15 protein-coding genes, 2 tRNA genes and 1 other annotated feature are annotated in these 14232 nt (G+C 61.9%); of the genes, 8 read left to right on the top strand and 9 right to left on the bottom strand.

The features are described 5' to 3' along the window. Nucleotides 1-155: 155 nt before the first annotated feature. From VG99_RS14940 to tyrS, 3 genes are all read right to left on the bottom strand, one after another. Nucleotides 156-231: transfer RNA gene (locus VG99_RS14940), tRNA-Ala, on the bottom strand. Nucleotides 232-255: 24 nt separating this feature from the next. Further along, nucleotides 256-332: transfer RNA gene (locus VG99_RS14935), tRNA-Ile, on the bottom strand. A gap of 120 nt (nucleotides 333-452) precedes the next feature. Next, nucleotides 453-583 (bottom strand) — a sequence feature (16S ribosomal RNA rRNA prediction is too short). A gap of 374 nt (nucleotides 584-957) precedes the next feature. After that, nucleotides 958-2157: a tyrosine--tRNA ligase gene (gene tyrS / locus VG99_RS14930; protein WP_044501241.1), complete on the bottom strand. Its 1200-nt coding sequence runs from the start codon at nucleotides 2155-2157 to the stop codon at nucleotides 958-960. Between the two features lie 239 nt (nucleotides 2158-2396). On the opposite strand from tyrS, the gene VG99_RS14925 reads away from it, so the two are divergent. Both VG99_RS14925 and VG99_RS14920 read left to right on the top strand, forming a co-directional pair. After that, complete coding sequence (locus tag VG99_RS14925; RefSeq protein ID WP_044501240.1) at nucleotides 2397-3857, top strand: OapA family protein; 1461 nt, start codon at nucleotides 2397-2399, stop codon at nucleotides 3855-3857. Then, nucleotides 3858-4949 carry an anhydro-N-acetylmuramic acid kinase gene (locus VG99_RS14920; protein ID WP_275425478.1) on the top strand — a complete coding sequence of 364 codons (1092 nt, stop codon included), beginning with the start codon at nucleotides 3858-3860 and terminating at the stop codon, nucleotides 4947-4949. 59 nt (nucleotides 4950-5008) lie between these two features. Here VG99_RS14920 and erpA read toward each other — a convergent pair whose 3' ends face one another. The 4 genes from erpA to argC form a co-directional block, all read right to left on the bottom strand. After that, nucleotides 5009-5362 (bottom strand): iron-sulfur cluster insertion protein ErpA, encoded by a 354-nt coding sequence (gene erpA, locus VG99_RS14915; RefSeq protein WP_044501239.1) that lies wholly within the window; start codon nucleotides 5360-5362, stop codon nucleotides 5009-5011. A gap of 66 nt (nucleotides 5363-5428) precedes the next feature. Further along, nucleotides 5429-5851 (bottom strand): bactofilin family protein, encoded by a 423-nt coding sequence (locus VG99_RS14910; RefSeq protein ID WP_044501238.1) that lies wholly within the window; start codon nucleotides 5849-5851, stop codon nucleotides 5429-5431. Next, nucleotides 5851-6600 carry a DUF6776 family protein gene (locus VG99_RS14905; RefSeq protein WP_052508828.1) on the bottom strand — a complete coding sequence of 250 codons (750 nt, stop codon included), beginning with the start codon at nucleotides 6598-6600 and terminating at the stop codon, nucleotides 5851-5853. The genes VG99_RS14910 and VG99_RS14905 overlap by 1 nt, the downstream gene beginning before the upstream one ends. Further along, nucleotides 6600-7634, bottom strand: coding sequence for an N-acetyl-gamma-glutamyl-phosphate reductase (argC, locus tag VG99_RS14900; RefSeq protein ID WP_044501237.1), 1035 nt, complete (start codon nucleotides 7632-7634; stop codon nucleotides 6600-6602). Before argC ends, VG99_RS14905 begins: the two co-directional genes overlap by 1 nt. A gap of 118 nt (nucleotides 7635-7752) precedes the next feature. On the opposite strand from argC, the gene hemJ reads away from it, so the two are divergent. Then, complete coding sequence (gene hemJ, locus VG99_RS14895; RefSeq protein WP_076939770.1) at nucleotides 7753-8175, top strand: protoporphyrinogen oxidase HemJ; 423 nt, start codon at nucleotides 7753-7755, stop codon at nucleotides 8173-8175. Here the strand turns inward: hemJ and VG99_RS14890 are convergent, their stop codons facing one another. After that, on the bottom strand, nucleotides 8176-9657 hold the full coding sequence (locus VG99_RS14890; RefSeq protein ID WP_044501236.1) for an AAA family ATPase: 1482 nt from the start codon (nucleotides 9655-9657) through the stop codon (nucleotides 8176-8178). Nucleotides 9658-9733: 76 nt separating this feature from the next. Between VG99_RS14890 and VG99_RS14885 the strand changes: the two genes are divergently transcribed. Both VG99_RS14885 and coq7 read left to right on the top strand, forming a co-directional pair. Then, nucleotides 9734-10072 carry a histidine triad nucleotide-binding protein gene (locus tag VG99_RS14885; RefSeq protein ID WP_044501235.1) on the top strand — a complete coding sequence of 113 codons (339 nt, stop codon included), beginning with the start codon at nucleotides 9734-9736 and terminating at the stop codon, nucleotides 10070-10072. 61 nt (nucleotides 10073-10133) lie between these two features. Beyond that, on the top strand, nucleotides 10134-10778 hold the full coding sequence (gene coq7, locus VG99_RS14880) for a 2-polyprenyl-3-methyl-6-methoxy-1,4-benzoquinone monooxygenase (RefSeq protein WP_044501234.1): 645 nt from the start codon (nucleotides 10134-10136) through the stop codon (nucleotides 10776-10778). Nucleotides 10779-10805: 27 nt separating this feature from the next. On the opposite strand, the gene VG99_RS14875 is transcribed toward coq7, so the two are convergent. Further along, nucleotides 10806-11228: an OsmC family protein gene (locus VG99_RS14875; RefSeq protein ID WP_044501233.1), complete on the bottom strand. Its 423-nt coding sequence runs from the start codon at nucleotides 11226-11228 to the stop codon at nucleotides 10806-10808. A gap of 179 nt (nucleotides 11229-11407) precedes the next feature. Between VG99_RS14875 and crp the strand changes: the two genes are divergently transcribed. The 3 genes from crp (at nucleotide 11408) to VG99_RS14860 (ending at nucleotide 14191) form a co-directional block, all read left to right on the top strand. Then, nucleotides 11408-12052, top strand: coding sequence for a cAMP-activated global transcriptional regulator CRP (gene crp / locus VG99_RS14870; protein WP_044501232.1), 645 nt, complete (start codon nucleotides 11408-11410; stop codon nucleotides 12050-12052). A gap of 61 nt (nucleotides 12053-12113) precedes the next feature. Beyond that, nucleotides 12114-13466, top strand: a complete 1353-nt coding sequence (locus tag VG99_RS14865) for an adenosylmethionine--8-amino-7-oxononanoate transaminase (RefSeq protein WP_044501231.1) — start codon at nucleotides 12114-12116, stop codon at nucleotides 13464-13466. Between the two features lie 2 nt (nucleotides 13467-13468). After that, nucleotides 13469-14191, top strand: coding sequence for a 16S rRNA (uracil(1498)-N(3))-methyltransferase (locus tag VG99_RS14860; protein ID WP_044501230.1), 723 nt, complete (start codon nucleotides 13469-13471; stop codon nucleotides 14189-14191). Nucleotides 14192-14232: the final 41 nt, after the last annotated feature.

The raw sequence follows: 14232 nt of genomic DNA, 5'->3' as shown, positions 1-14232 counted from the left end.
CAGTGAAACACCCGTTATGTCTTGTCTACTTCTATCACTTTTCCACATTGTTAAAGAGCGACTGATCAAAGATCAGACATCAATCATCCCGCCTGGCGGAATCATTCATGTATGAACTCTTATCGAGTACTGGCGATGGTGCCCCTGGGCCGTCCTGGTGGAGCCAAGCGGGATCGAACCGCTGACCTCCTGCGTGCAAGGCAGGCGCTCTCCCAGCTGAGCTATGGCCCCGTTCAGACCTGACACCTCGACAATTGGTGGGTCTGGGCAGATTCGAACTGCCGACCTCACCCTTATCAGGGGTGCGCTCTAACCAACTGAGCTACAGACCCAATTATCTCGGCCTGCTACCTGTTGCTTAGTGCTACAGACCTAATCGCCTTTCTTTCGGAATCAAGTAATTCGTGTGAGTGCTTGAAGAATGTCGAGATCTGTCGATTAAGGAGGTGATCCAGCCGCAGGTTCCCCTACGGCTACCTTGTTACGACTTCACCCCAGTCATGAATCACACCGTGGTAACCGTCCTCCCGAAGGTTAGACTAGCTACTTCTGGTGCAACCCACACGAATTACTTGATTCCAATTTGTTAAAGAGCGATTCGGTCCGCGTTTCCGCTTAACCAAGGCCGCGCATTATACGCCAACCTTCTGATCCGTCAAGCTTTTTTGTGAGGCTTTTCAGCGCTGCACCGCTTGGCAAACCTGCCTGGAACGCTGCTGCTGTTCCGGGCCAGGGAGGCGCATTCTACAGGAGTCAAACCCCTTGTCAACGCCTTCCTGAAAATCCTTTCTCACCGTGAAGAAGCGATCTTGCCAGCCTCTTCAGTGAGCGGCGCATTCTACGCCGTTTCGCTTGCCTGTCAACCCCCAAGTTATCGCTAACCTATTGATTGGACGGGGCTTTTTGAAAAGCGCCGCGACGTGCGAGGGGCGCATTATAGGCCCCTCACATTTGCCGTCAAGGGGTTTTCAGGGTGATTCTGGCAAATTTCTTCTTCCCGGCCTGGCATACGTATACCGAGCCCACACGGAACATGAAATCCCGATCTACCACCTCACCATCCACCTTGACCGAGCCTGCACTCAACAGGTCCCGCGCCGCCGCCGCATTCTTGGTCATCCCCGCGCGATTCAGCACAGCTGACACCGGCAGATCAGCCTCTGCCTCAAGCTCGACTTCAGGCAGATCCTCCGGCAACTCCCCTTCCTTCAACCTGTTACCTGCCGAACGATGGGCGTTTGCCGCCGCCTCTTCACCATGGAAGCGCGCGACCAGCTCCTCGGCCAGCTTGATCTTGATATCCCGCGGATTGGCACCCGCCTCGACATCGGCGCGCAGCCCATCGATCTCTTCCATGCTGCGGAAACTCAGCAGCTCGAAGTAGCGCCACATCAGGGAATCTGGCATGGAAACGATCTTGTTGTACATCACGCCCGGCTGGTCGTTGATGCCGACATAGTTGCCAAGGGACTTGGACATCTTCATCTCGCCATCCAGGCCAACCAGCAGCGGCATGGACAGAGTGATCTGCGGCTCCTGCCCGTACTGACGCTGGAGCTCGCGCCCCATCAGCAGGTTGAATTTCTGGTCGGTGCCGCCCAGCTCGATATCCGCGCGCATTGCCACCGAGTCGTACCCCTGGATGAGCGGGTAGAGAAACTCATGGATGGCAATGGACTGATTGCCTTTATAGCGCTTGTCGAAGTCGTCCCGCTCGAGCATCCGCGCTACGGTGTACTTGCCGGCCAGCTGGATCATCTCGGCGGCGGAGAACTTGTCCATCCACTCGGAGTTGAACACCACCTTGGTCCGTTGCGGATCGAGAATCTTGAAGACCTGCTCTTTATAGGTTTCCGCATTGGCAAGGACCTGCTCGCGGGTGAGCGGTGGGCGGGTACTATTCTTGCCGCTGGGATCGCCGATCATCCCGGTGAAGTCACCAATCAGGAACAGCACCTCATGCCCCAGCTCCTGGAACTGGCGCAACTTGTTGATGAGCACGGTATGGCCCAGGTGCAGATCGGGTGCAGTGGGGTCAAAGCCGGCCTTGACGCGCAGCGGCGTGCCACGCTCCAACTTGGCGCGCAGCTCGGCTTCCACCAATATTTCGTCTGCCCCGCGCTTGATCAGCGCCAACTGTTCGTCAACCGGTTTCATGCGATTCCCGCCTATGAGGTTTGAGGAAAATCAAAGAATAAAAAGGGCGTCAACGATACAACATTGATGATCAAGATCAAGCATGGTTAGCCGACAGCGGGCCATATGCTACCTAGCACAGACTGAATAATGGCGCCGAAAACCTGACAAGCGGGCACGCAAAGGCTTGCCTTGAGGCACTTTCAGTTATAATTTAGCAAGTTACTTCACATTTCACAGAATCAACCAGAAGAGCGCACATGGGTCATCACAAGTCAAAGTCACCGCGCTACCCGAAAAGCCATCTGATGGCTGCCAGTGGTATCGCCGCCGCGCTGAGCATTTTCCTGCTCGTTATCCCCACAACCGAAGTTGAAGCCAAGCGAACTCTGGTTCAACTTGAGCTGCAAGAAGTGCAGCTCGACGATACAAAATCCGCACTCTCTGAAGAGTTGGATGCCCTGATCAGCGAAACGGTCACAATCAGCTCGCCGTTGGAAATGACCAGCACCGCCGAGTCCTTGCATACCGCAGCCTCGCCCGAAGTCGTGCAGGCCGGTATCAACCTGCAGCCGCTGGCCGCGGAAGCAGATGTTGCCGAGCCTGTGGCAACCGCTCCCGAATGGACCAGCGTGACTGTGGACAGCGGCCAGACCCTATCCATTCTGTTCCAGAATGCCGGTCTGTCGGCCAATACCCTGCATTCGGTACTCGACAGCAGCAAGGAGGCCAAGGCCTTTACGCGCCTGCGCGCTGGCCAGGAGCTGGAGTTCAAGCTTGACGAGCAGGGCGACCTGCTCGGCCTGCGCTCCAAGGTGAACAGTCTCGAGACCATCCATATCGAGCGCGACGGCGACAGCTATGTGTTCAGCAAGGACGTCATCGAGCCCGAAGTCAGCACCCGTTTCGCCAGCGGCAGCATCACCAGCTCGCTGTTCGTGGCCGCGCAGAATGCCGGCCTGTCACATAATCTGACCATGCAAATGGCCAATGTGTTCGGTTATGACGTGGATTTTGCTCGGGAAATTCGCCAGGGGGACAAGTTCGATGTGCTCTATGAGGAGAAGCACGTTGGCGATCAGCGCGTAGGGACCGGCAATATTCTCGCCGCCCGCTTCACCAACCGCGGCCGCATCTATACTGCGGTGCGCTACACCGACAGCCAGGGCAACAGCAGCTATTACCGCGCCGATGGCACCAGTATGCGCAAGGCGTTCATTCGCACGCCAGTGGAGTTTGCCCGGATCAGCTCCCGTTTCAACCCCGGCCGGCGCCACCCGGTACTGAACAAGATCCGTGCACATAAGGGTGTGGATTACGCCGCCGCTACGGGCACCCCCATCAAGGCGACCGGCGACGGGCGTGTCGTTCATGTAGGGCGCAAGGGCGGATACGGTAATACCGTGGTTATCAAGCACGGTCAGACCTACCAGACGCTGTATGCCCACATGAGCCGCTATGCCAGCGGCCTCCGCGTCGGGAGCAACGTTGCCCAGGGCCAGGTTATCGGCTATGTCGGCGCCACCGGCCTGGCTACCGGGCCGCACCTGCACTATGAATTCCAGGTCAGTGGCCGCCATGTCGATCCGCTCAGCGTCAAGCTGCCAGCATCGGACCCCATCGCACCGAGCGAACGGGCCCGCTTCCTGGCCTTGAGCAAGCAGATGATGGCCAGCCTGGATCAGCAGGGCGGTACCCAACTGGCCCAGCTGGACGACTGAGTGGAGCACCTGTATGTCGGTATCATGTCAGGCACCAGCCTGGATGGTATCGACATCGCCCTCACCTCCTTTTCCCCTTCCACCCCACGCGCCAGCATGATTGGCGCGCGGGGTGTGCCTTTCCCCCCTTCCCTGCGTGATGAACTGCTTGCCCTGTGCCAACCCGGTGCGGATGAAATTCGTCGCGCCGGCATCGCCGGTCAACACTGGGCCCGACTGGCAGCGCAAGGCGTCAACGAGCTGCTGCGCCAGCATGACCTCCACCCCAGCCAGGTGGCAGCGATTGGCAGCCACGGCCAGACCATCCGCCATCACCCCGAATCCGGCTTCAGCGTCCAGATCGGCGCACCCGCCCTGCTCGCGGAGCTCTGCGGCATCGATGTCATCTGCGACTTTCGCAATCGGGACCTGGCCGCTGGGGGCGAAGGTGCACCTTTGGTGCCGGCCTTCCACGCCTGGCTACTGGGCGACCAGCAACTGCGCGCCGTGGTGAATATTGGCGGCTTCGCCAACCTGACCTTGCTGGGCGAATGCGTCAGCGGCTTCGACAGCGGCCCTGGCAATGTCCTGCTGGATCATTGGATGCACCGGCATAACGGTCAACTGTTCGACGCCGACGGCGCCTGGGCGCGCTCGGGCAAGCCGATCCCCGAACTGCTGGGCGAGATGCTGGCCGATCCGTATTTCGGCCGCAGCGCGCCGAAGAGTACGGGCCGCGAGTATTTCCACCCGGCCTGGCTCGAGCAGCACTTGCGCGGGCGCCTTCATGATCCTGAAGATGTGCAAGCCACCCTGCTCGAACTCACCGCCCGGACCATCGCCGACGCCCTGGAGCGTAGCCAGCCACAGACCCAGGAGGTCTATATCTGTGGCGGCGGGGTACGTAACGGTCGGTTGATGGAGCGCCTGCAGCAGCTGCTGGCACCCCGGCAGGTAGTCAGCACCGCGGCGCTGGGTGTCGATCCGGACTGGATGGAGGCGATCGCCTTTGCCTGGCTGGCATGGCGCTGCCAGAGCCGCCAGCCAGGCAACCTGCCGGCGGTGACCGGTGCCCGCGGCGAACGCGTGCTAGGGGCAGTGTATCCGGCCTGAAGCGAGCAACGCCGCTTCAGCAAATGGAAGCCGCCGTGGCCAGGAGCCGCGGCGCTGAGTCAGATGGAAAACGATGAGCCGCAGCCACAGGTGGTGGCCGCGTTGGGGTTGTTGATGACGAAACGCGAGCCTTCCAGCCCTTCCAGATAGTCCACTTCCGAGCCCGCCAGATACTGGAAGCTCATCGGGTCAACCACCAGCCTGACACCACCACGTTCGATCACGGTGTCGTCTTCGGCCATTTCATCATCGAAGGTGAAACCGTACTGGAAACCGGAGCAGCCACCGCCTGTCACGAATACGCGCAGACTGAGACGCTCATTACCCTCTTCCTCGATCAGTGCGCGCACCTTCGCAACCGCACTATCGGAAAACTGCATCGCAGCAGGGGTGAAAACTTCAGCACTAGACATACAACCTCCGGCGGCAGTGCCGCAGCACAACAAGCCGGCTATTATCCGTTTATCCGACTCTTTTGGTCAACTACTCTTGAATTCGCGGGATGCGGCCTGGACGTCCAACCCCGTACCCGATCCCTCACCGAGGTAGTGGAGCTGCCCATTGATCTGGGCCCCGGACACCATCTCCAGGAAGCGATAGTAGAGATCACCATCCACCCGGGCGGCCGCATCCAGCTGCAGATGTTCGAAGGCGTGCACATCACCCACCACCACTCCGTTGATCACCACGCTGGGCGCCTTGATGATGCCCTCTACGTAACCTTCCTGGCCAACGCTGACCGCGCCTTCCTCGGTATTGATATTACCGATCACCCGACCTTCGATCTTCACCGCGCCACTGAAGCGCAGATCACCACGCAGCTCGGTGTCATCCGCAATGAGGGTGGTCTTGCCCGCAGGACGATTGACGCCCGGCTTCTTGCGCTTATCCATCTTGAACATCAGGATCTTACTCCCGTTTCGGTCCATTCCATGGTCTGTTCGAGTAGCAGCTTGCCATCCTGCTCGGCACGCAGGTGCACGGTCTCCGGCACGAAACCCACCGGCAACATCAACTCCGCTTCGCTGCCATTTTCCGGTACTACCTGAAAATAGCGGAAATTCAGCGCCAGACTGCGGGCGCGACCGCCGGTCATCTCGGCAAGCGATACGCTCGCTGGCTTGCCTGCCAGCTGTCCTCTCACCTCCAGACTCAAGTCCGCCTGCACGGTGTCGCTCTCATTGCCGACCCGACTCACCATGACCTTGTAGCGGTACACACCCGGTACGTCGGTACGCTGGACCTCAAAGGCCTGGAAGCGCACCCCGGGAGTAGTGGCGTCAGGCGCCAGGGCGCCCTGATACTGCACCAGATCCTGCTGCAGCTTGAACAGCTGCTGCTCCAGGTCGGTGATGGTGTCCTGACCATCTTCCACCGACTGGCGCGCCACCAGCAAATCCACCTCGAGCTGGTGATAACGCAGGCGGGTTTCCTCAAGCTCGGCCTGTATCCCGCTGCGCTCATCGCGCAGGCGCTGGTACTCATGCATCTGTTCGGACTGCATGGCGGCCGTCCAGCCCAGCCACCCGCATAACGGCAAGGCTGCGACCAGGCCCCAGATCAGCAGCCGCGGCGGCCGCGAAGCCGAGGCGGCGGGTAACAGGCTGAACGGGGCCTCGTCAGCGGGGCGATCGGGCTTTTCGCTCTCCATCAGGGCATGAGCGCCGGGTGCGCCAGCCCCATGTCTTCGGCGAGCCCCAGGGCAATGTTCATGTTCTGGATGGCTTGACCGGACGCGCCCTTGACCAGGTTATCGATGACCGACAGCACCACCACCAGGTCGCCGCCCTGGGGCCGGTGGACAGCCAGGCGGCAGACATTGGCACCGCGCACGCTGCGGGTTTCCGGGTGACTGCCGGCGGGCATCACGTCGACAAAAGGTTCATTGGCATAGCGCTCGGCGAACAGCTTCTGCAGATCAACGCTGTGGTCCGGCACCTGGGCGTACAGGGTGGAATGGATGCCACGGATCATCGGCGTCAGGTGCGGGACGAAGGTCAACCCCACCGCGCCGCCAGCCGCCCGCTGCAGGCCCTGGGTAATCTCCGGCAGATGCCGATGCCCCGCCACGCCGTAAGCCTTCATGCTTTCCGTCGTTTCGCCGAACAGCGACGCCACCTTGGCGCCCCGACCGGCGCCGCTGACGCCGGACTTGCAGTCGGCGATCAGGTTGTCGGTACGCGCCAGCCCGGCCTCGAGCAGGGGGATCAACCCCAGCTGGACGGAGGTCGGGTAGCAACCGGGCACGGCGATCAGCCGCGCGCCACGGATCGCTTCGCGGTTGACTTCCGGGAGGCCGTACACCGCTTCACCGAGGAGCTCGGGGGCGCCATGGGGCTGGCCGTACCACTCGGCCCAGACATCGGCATCGCGCAGCCGGAAGTCCGCCGACAGGTCGATGATGCGGGTGCCGGTGGCCAGCAGTTCGGCGGCCAGCGAATGGGCCACACCATGGGGCGTAGCAAAGAACACCACATCGCACTGGCCGAGGCTCGCGGTATCCGGCACGCTGAAAGCCAGGTCATCGTAATGGCCGCGCAGATTGGGATACATGTCCGCCACGCGAACGCCTTCCTCCGATCGGGACGTAATGATCTCGACATGCGCCTCCGGGTGCACTGCGAGCAAACGCAGCAATTCGACACCGGTATACCCGGTCCCCCCCACAATGCCTATCTTGATCATTTTGCGCCTCGAATCGATTAACATGGCTTACCAGCCCCCTATGATAAAAGCGCTGAGGGAAATTACCAGCATAACCCTGGGGCGGCCGCCGTTTCCTTCCCGATTTGAGGAGTCACCCGTGTATCTGTGGATCAAAGCCTTCCATATCATGGCCGTTGTCACCTGGTTCGCCGGGTTGTTCTACCTGCCGCGCCTGTTCGTTTACCACGCCATGAGCGAGGACCAGATCAGCCGCGATCGCTTCACGGTCATGGAGCGCAAGCTCTACCGCGGCATCATGACCCCGTCGATGCTGGTCACCGTCGGCCTCGGCATCTGGATGCTGATGCTGGCCCCCCATTGGCTGCAACAGGGCTGGCTGCACGCCAAGCTGACCCTGGTCGTGCTGTTGGTCATCTATCACTTTATCTGTGGCGCGCAGCTCAAGCGCTTCGCCAGCGGCAACAACCAGCGCTCCCACGTGTTCTATCGCTGGTTCAACGAGGCGCCCGTATTGGTGCTGGTCGGCGTCGTATTGCTGGTGGTCCTCAAGCCGTTCTGATCAATCCGCCATGACCGCACGGTGGCGGGCCCAGTCCCGCAGGGCCTGGATCCGCTCGGCCATGACCACCGACAGGGGTGAGGTCTGGTTCAGCGCTTCCACCAGGTGGGCGGTGTCCACCTCCTCCTGCCGGGCCGCGGCGCAGTACACCGCGGAGACCACCACCTGCTCGATCTCCGCCCCTGCAAAGCCGGCGCTGGCCTCGGCCAACAGCGGCAGGTCGAACCGCTCGACCGCCAGCTCGCGGTTACCCAGGTGAATGCGGAAGATCTCCTCACGCACCGCCGTATCCGGCAGGTCGACGAAGAACAGCTCATCCAGTCGACCCTTGCGGATCAGTTCCGGCGGCAGCTGCATCACATTGTTGGCGGTGGCGACCAGAAATACCCGACTGCGGCGCTCCGCCATCCAGGTCAGCAGGGTGCCCAATATCCGCCGCGACACGCCCTGGTCGGCGCTGTCTTCCCCGAGCCCCTTTTCGATCTCATCAATCCAGAGCACGCACGGCTCCATCGCATCGGCCATGGCCAGGGCATCGCGCAGGTTCTTTTCCGTTTCGCCAATGTACTTGTTGTAGAGCGTGCCAAAATCCAGCCGCAGCAGCGGTAGCCCCCACAGGCCAGCCACCGCCCGCGCCGCCAGGCTCTTGCCCGAACCCTGCACGCCGGCCAGCAGCACGCCCTTGGGCGTGTCGCCCTTGCTCGACGGCTGATGAAAGGCCGCCTGCCGGTCGGCCAGCCAACGCTTGAACTGGGCTAGGCCGCCGACATCGGCAAAACGTGCGGTGTCCTGCTCGAAACTCAGCACGCCCTGCATGTCCAGCAGGCTGAATTTGGCGCGGTTCAGGGCGGGCAGGTCCTCCTGGGTGATGGCACCATCGTCCACGATCAGCTTGCGCGCCAGCAGCCGGGCTTCGCCGAGGGTGACCCCGCGCAGATTGCGCACCACCTGCTGCAGGGTGCGGTTGTCGGTGCGCACCCGCTGCCCCTGGTTGCGCTCGGTCCAGCGCGCCGCCTCTTCGCGGATGATGGCGGCCAATTGCTCGTCCGACGGCATGCTCAAGCTGATACGCGCGGCCAGTCGCCGCAGCTCCGGCGCCAGCGTCAGCTCATGGCTGACCAGGAGCAAGGTCGGCGCGGCGTCTGCTGGGTCCATAGCCAGCATCTTCAGCAGGCGGATCAGCCGCGGGGAGTGCAGGAAGGGATGCAGATCGCAGAAGACATACAGCGCCGGCTCGCGGTGCTCGCGGATGTGCGCCAGCGCCACCTCCGGATCGGTGGTATCGGCGGCGTCACCTACCCCGCTGCCGAACCCGAGCCGCTGCAAGCCGTCGACCTGGTTCCAGGTGTACCAGGTCAGCCCCCGCTTTACCGCCAACGTCCCGATGGCTTCGAGTACGCGCAACTCTTCCCAGGACTCGATTACCACCAGGCGGACCCGGGAATCCAGCACCAGCCCCAGATCATGGATATCATTCTTCATCGCGCATCCCTCGCTGTTACATTGTGCCGGCGGTTGGTTACACTGGCGCTATCAATAGCCAAACCAGGAGCATGCCGTGGACTGTTTGTTCTGCAAGATTGCCGAAGGCAAGATCCCGTCAAAGACGATTTTCGAGGATGACCGCGTGCTGGCCTTCCACGACATCAATCCCCAGGCCCCGGTGCATTTTCTGGTGATCCCGAAAAAGCATATCGCTACTCTGAACGACATGACAGAGGAGGATCGTGAACTGGTTGGCCATATGACCTTCGTTGGCCAGCGGCTGGCCCTGGAGCTGGGCTGCGACGGCGGCTTCCGTACCGTCTTCAATTGCAAGGAAATGGGCAGCCAGACGGTCTATCACATTCACCTGCACGTCCTGGGGCAACGCCAGATGGGCTGGCCACCGGGCTGATCTGGGGCAAGGCCGGCCGCGGTAGCAGCCGCTATACTGAGGACAGTTTCAGGAGAAAGTTATGAGTACACGTCAATACAGCCTGCTTGACCGCCTGCTGAGCCAGTCCGATCAAGCCATGCGCACCCTGGTGCCCGGCGCCGCCCTGGCCGCCCGGCCCTCCCCCGCCCAGCACCTGCGTACCGATACGGTGGCCGACGCGCAGCGTCGGCATATCGCCGGGCTCATGCGCATCAACCATACCGGCGAAGTCTGCGCCCAGGCGCTGTACCAGGGCCAGGCGCTGACCGCCAAGTTGCCCGAAGTACGGGGCAAAATGGAGCAGGCCGCTGCCGAGGAAGTGGACCACCTGGCCTGGTGTGAACAACGCCTGCGTGAGCTGGACAGCCGCACCAGTGTCCTGAACCCGCTGTTCTACGGTCTTTCCTTCGGTCTCGGCGCGGCCGCCGGCCGGATCAGCGACCGCATCAGCCTCGGCTTTGTCGCCGCTACCGAGCAGTTGGTGGAACGGCACCTGGATGATCACCTGCGCCAGCTGCCCGAGGATGACCTGAAATCCCGGGCGATCCTCGAGCAGATGCGTGAGGACGAAATCGAGCACGGCAGCCAGGCCTTGCAGGCCGGCGGCGTGGTCTTCCCGCGGCCGGTGAAGGCGGCCATGAAATTGATGTCCAAGGTCATGACCTCGGCCACCTACCGCATCTGAGCAGCGCGGCCCGGCCCGGGCCGCACCTCAGTCGATCTCGACTATCTCGTAGTCGTGGGTGATCTCTACGCCGGCGCGGCCAAGCATGATCGAAGCTGAGCAGTATTTCTCCGCCGACAGCTCTACCGCCCGCTTGACCTGCGCTTCCTTCAGCTGTTTGCCCTTGACCACAAAGTGCACATGGATCTTGGTGAACACCTTGGGCTCGCTGTCGGCGCGCTCGGCTTCCAGTACGGTATGCACGTCGCGAATATCCTGGCGGCCCTTCTTGAGAATGCTCACCACATCGTAACTGGCGCAGCCGCCCAGGCCGATGAGCACGGTTTCCATGGGGCGCACGCCCATGTTGCGGCCTCCCGATTCCTCCGGCCCATCCATGACAATGGTGTGCCCGCTGCCCGACTCGCCGAGGAACATGGCACCGTCCACCCACTTGATATGCGCTTTCATCTGGCTCTCCTGCAAATGCGTTGATCTGGCGGCGGAGAATAGCACAGCGCCAAGGCGCCGCCGGCATGACTGGCCATTGCCCCTAAAACTGGACATAATCGAATTTGGTCTCGCATTGAGGCTGCAAGGATGCCATGTTTGCCATGGTCTGAACGATCATTTCTGCCAGGATGACAACAATGGATGCCAAATTGCCGACATTGAAAACAAAAAACCTCGAGGCGTTTCTGGAACACTGCGACCGCCGCCACTTCGCCCCGCGCAGCACCATCATCCATGCCGGGGACGCTTGCGACAGCCTCTTCTATATCGTCAAGGGCTCGGTCACCATATTGCTGCAGGATGCCCCAGGGCGCGACATGATCCTCGCCTATCTCAACCAGGGAGAATTCTTCGGCGAAATGGGGTTGTTTGACGAGGACCACACCGAGCAGGACCGCAGCGCCTGGGTAAAGGCCAGGACCGAATGCGAAGTAGCGGAGCTGCCCTATGCCGAATTCCGCGCCATTACCGCTCGGGACCCCGAATTGCTGTATGCGGTGGGCCGCCAGATGGCCGACCGCCTGCGCCGCACCACCCGCAAGGTCGGTAACCTGGCCTTCCTCGACGTGACCGGTCGCGTCGCCGCCACCCTGCTGGACCTGTGCAAGCAGCCCGACGCCATGACCCACCCCGATGGCATGCAGATCAAGATCACCCGCCAGGAAATCGGCCGCATCGTCGGCTGCTCCCGGGAGATGGTCGGGCGGGTACTGAAGATCCTCGAGGAACAGGGCCTGATCAGCGTCAAGGGCAAGACCATGGTGGTCTACGGCACCCGCTAGCGTTCTGCAGCCAGCACGCCGTAGGGTACAATCGCCGGATATCTTCTCCGGCGAGGTCATCATGAGCTTGAACAACAAATGGATGCAGCGGGACATTTCGGTACTCTGGCACCCCTGCACCCAGATGAAGGACCACGAGCACATGCCCATCATCCCGGTTCAGCGGGGTGAGGGTGTGTGGTTGTACGACTTTGACGGCAACCGTTACCTGGATGCCGTGAGCTCCTGGTGGGTCAATGCCTTCGGCCACGCCAACCCCTACATAAATCAGCGGATCAAGCAGCAGCTCGACACCCTCGAGCATGTGATACTGGGCGGCTTTTCCCACCCGCCGGTGATCGAGTTGTCCGAGCGCCTGGTCGCCATCACCCCGGCCCCGCTGACGCGCTGCTTCTACGCCGACAACGGCTCTTCCTGTATCGAGGTAGCGCTGAAGATGAGCTTTCACTACTGGCTCAACCTCGGCCAACCGGAGAAGAAGAAGTTCATCACCCTGTCCAACAGCTATCACGGGGAAACCCTGGCCGCGCTGGCCGTCGGTGACGTCGCACTGTACAAGGAGACCTACAAACCCCTGCTGATGGACGTGATCACCGTGCCCTCCCCCGACTGCTACGACCGCGAGCCGGGCAGCACCTGGGAAGAGCACAGCCGGCTGATGTTCGAGCATATGGAACGCGCCCTGGCAGAGAACCACGGCCAGGTTGCCGCCGTTATCATCGAGCCGCTGATCCAGTGCGCCGGTGGCATGCGCATGCACCATCCGGTGTATCTCAAACTGCTGCGTGAAGCCTGCGATCGCTACGGCGTCCACCTGATCCACGACGAAATCGCCGTCGGCTTCGGCCGCACCGGCACCATGTTCGCCTGCGAGCAGGCCGATATGAGCCCTGATTTCCTGTGCCTGTCCAAGGCCCTGACCGGGGGCTATCTGCCGATGTCCGTCTGCCTGACCACCGATGCGGTCTACCAGGCGTTCTACGATGATTACGACACCCTGCGCGCCTTTCTCCATTCCCACAGCTATACCGGCAACCCGCTGGCCTGCGCCGCCGCGCTGGCGACCCTGGATCTGTTCGAGCGTGACAATGTCATTGCCAACAACCGTTCCCTGGCAGCACACATGGCCCAGGCCACCGCCCATTTCGTCGATCACCCCCATGTCGCCGAGGTGCGCCAGACCGGCATGGTCCTGGCCATCGAGATGGTGCAGGACAAGGCCAGCCGCACGCCCTACCCCTGGCAGGAACGCCGCGGCATCCGCGTCTATGAATACGGGCTCAAGCACGAAGCGCTGTTGCGCCCGCTGGGCAGCGTGGTGTATTTCATGCCGCCCTATGTCATTACCCCTGACCAGATAGACCACCTTGCCAGTGTCGCCTGGGAAGGCATCGAACAGGCCACCAGGAACTGACCATGCGCGTTTCCCGTTTCTATCTGGACGCCGCGCTGGACCAAGGCGAACAGCTGCTCGAAGGCGATCTGGCCCACTATATAAGCCGGGTGCTGCGCCTGGGTCCCGGCGCACCGGTGCAGATCTTCAATGGCAGCGGCCAGGAATGGCCCGGCAGCGTGCTGGAGGCCGGCAAGCGCCAGGTGCGGATCGCCCTGGATGCGCCGATCGCTGGCCTAGCCGAGTCCCCGCTCAGGGTGCACCTGGGGCAAGCCATGTCGCGTGGGGAACGCATGGACTGGGCCATTCAGAAAGCCGTCGAGCTGGGGGTGGCCGAGATTACCCCGCTGTTCACCGAGCGTTGCGAAGTGCGCCTGCAGGGCGAACGGGCGGACAAGCGCCAGCAGCACTGGCAGCAGATCGCGGTCAGTGCCTGTGAACAGTGCGGGCGCAGCGTGGTGCCGGTGGTGCATCCGCCGCTGGCCCTGGCCGAATGGCTCGGCCAGCTCGATACCGATCTGAAACTGGTGTTGCATCACCGTACCACCCAGAGCCTGACCAGCCTGACGACGCCGCAGACGCTGGGCCTGCTGATCGGTCCGGAAGGCGGGCTCAGCGCCACGGAAATCGACCAGGCCGAGGCGTCCGGCTTCCACGCCGCACGGTTCGGCCCCCGCGTCTTGCGCACCGAAACCGCCCCGGTGGTAGCCCTGAGCATCGTCCAGCAGCTCTGGGGCGATCTCTGACCCCGGCGCCGAGCTGCAATTGACCGCACCCGCCGGCTTGG

The sequence above is a fragment of the Pseudomonas saudimassiliensis genome, assembly GCF_000939975.1.
Classification (GTDB): Bacteria; Pseudomonadota; Gammaproteobacteria; order Pseudomonadales; family Pseudomonadaceae; genus Halopseudomonas; species Halopseudomonas saudimassiliensis.
Note: the sequence above shows the minus strand (reverse complement) of the source record. Positions and strands in the feature narration are given on the sequence as shown.

What these genes read in the sequence shown, in the direction of transcription:
- tyrS (WP_044501241.1), bottom strand. Translation starts at nt 2,157, where the DNA reads ATGAAACCGGTTGACGAACAGTTGGCGCTGATCAAGCGCGGGGCAGAC.
- VG99_RS14925 (WP_044501240.1), top strand. Translation starts at nt 2,397, where the DNA reads ATGGGTCATCACAAGTCAAAGTCACCGCGCTACCCGAAAAGCCATCTG.
- erpA (WP_044501239.1), bottom strand. Translation starts at nt 5,362, where the DNA reads ATGTCTAGTGCTGAAGTTTTCACCCCTGCTGCGATGCAGTTTTCCGAT.
- VG99_RS14910 (WP_044501238.1), bottom strand. Translation starts at nt 5,851, where the DNA reads ATGTTCAAGATGGATAAGCGCAAGAAGCCGGGCGTCAATCGTCCTGCG.
- VG99_RS14905 (WP_052508828.1), bottom strand. Translation starts at nt 6,600, where the DNA reads ATGGAGAGCGAAAAGCCCGATCGCCCCGCTGACGAGGCCCCGTTCAGC.
- argC (WP_044501237.1), bottom strand. Translation starts at nt 7,634, where the DNA reads ATGATCAAGATAGGCATTGTGGGGGGGACCGGGTATACCGGTGTCGAA.
- VG99_RS14890 (WP_044501236.1), bottom strand. Translation starts at nt 9,657, where the DNA reads ATGAAGAATGATATCCATGATCTGGGGCTGGTGCTGGATTCCCGGGTC.
- coq7 (WP_044501234.1), top strand. Translation starts at nt 10,134, where the DNA reads ATGAGTACACGTCAATACAGCCTGCTTGACCGCCTGCTGAGCCAGTCC.
- VG99_RS14875 (WP_044501233.1), bottom strand. Translation starts at nt 11,228, where the DNA reads ATGAAAGCGCATATCAAGTGGGTGGACGGTGCCATGTTCCTCGGCGAG.
- crp (WP_044501232.1), top strand. Translation starts at nt 11,408, where the DNA reads ATGGATGCCAAATTGCCGACATTGAAAACAAAAAACCTCGAGGCGTTT.
- VG99_RS14865 (WP_044501231.1), top strand. Translation starts at nt 12,114, where the DNA reads ATGAGCTTGAACAACAAATGGATGCAGCGGGACATTTCGGTACTCTGG.
- VG99_RS14860 (WP_044501230.1), top strand. Translation starts at nt 13,469, where the DNA reads ATGCGCGTTTCCCGTTTCTATCTGGACGCCGCGCTGGACCAAGGCGAA.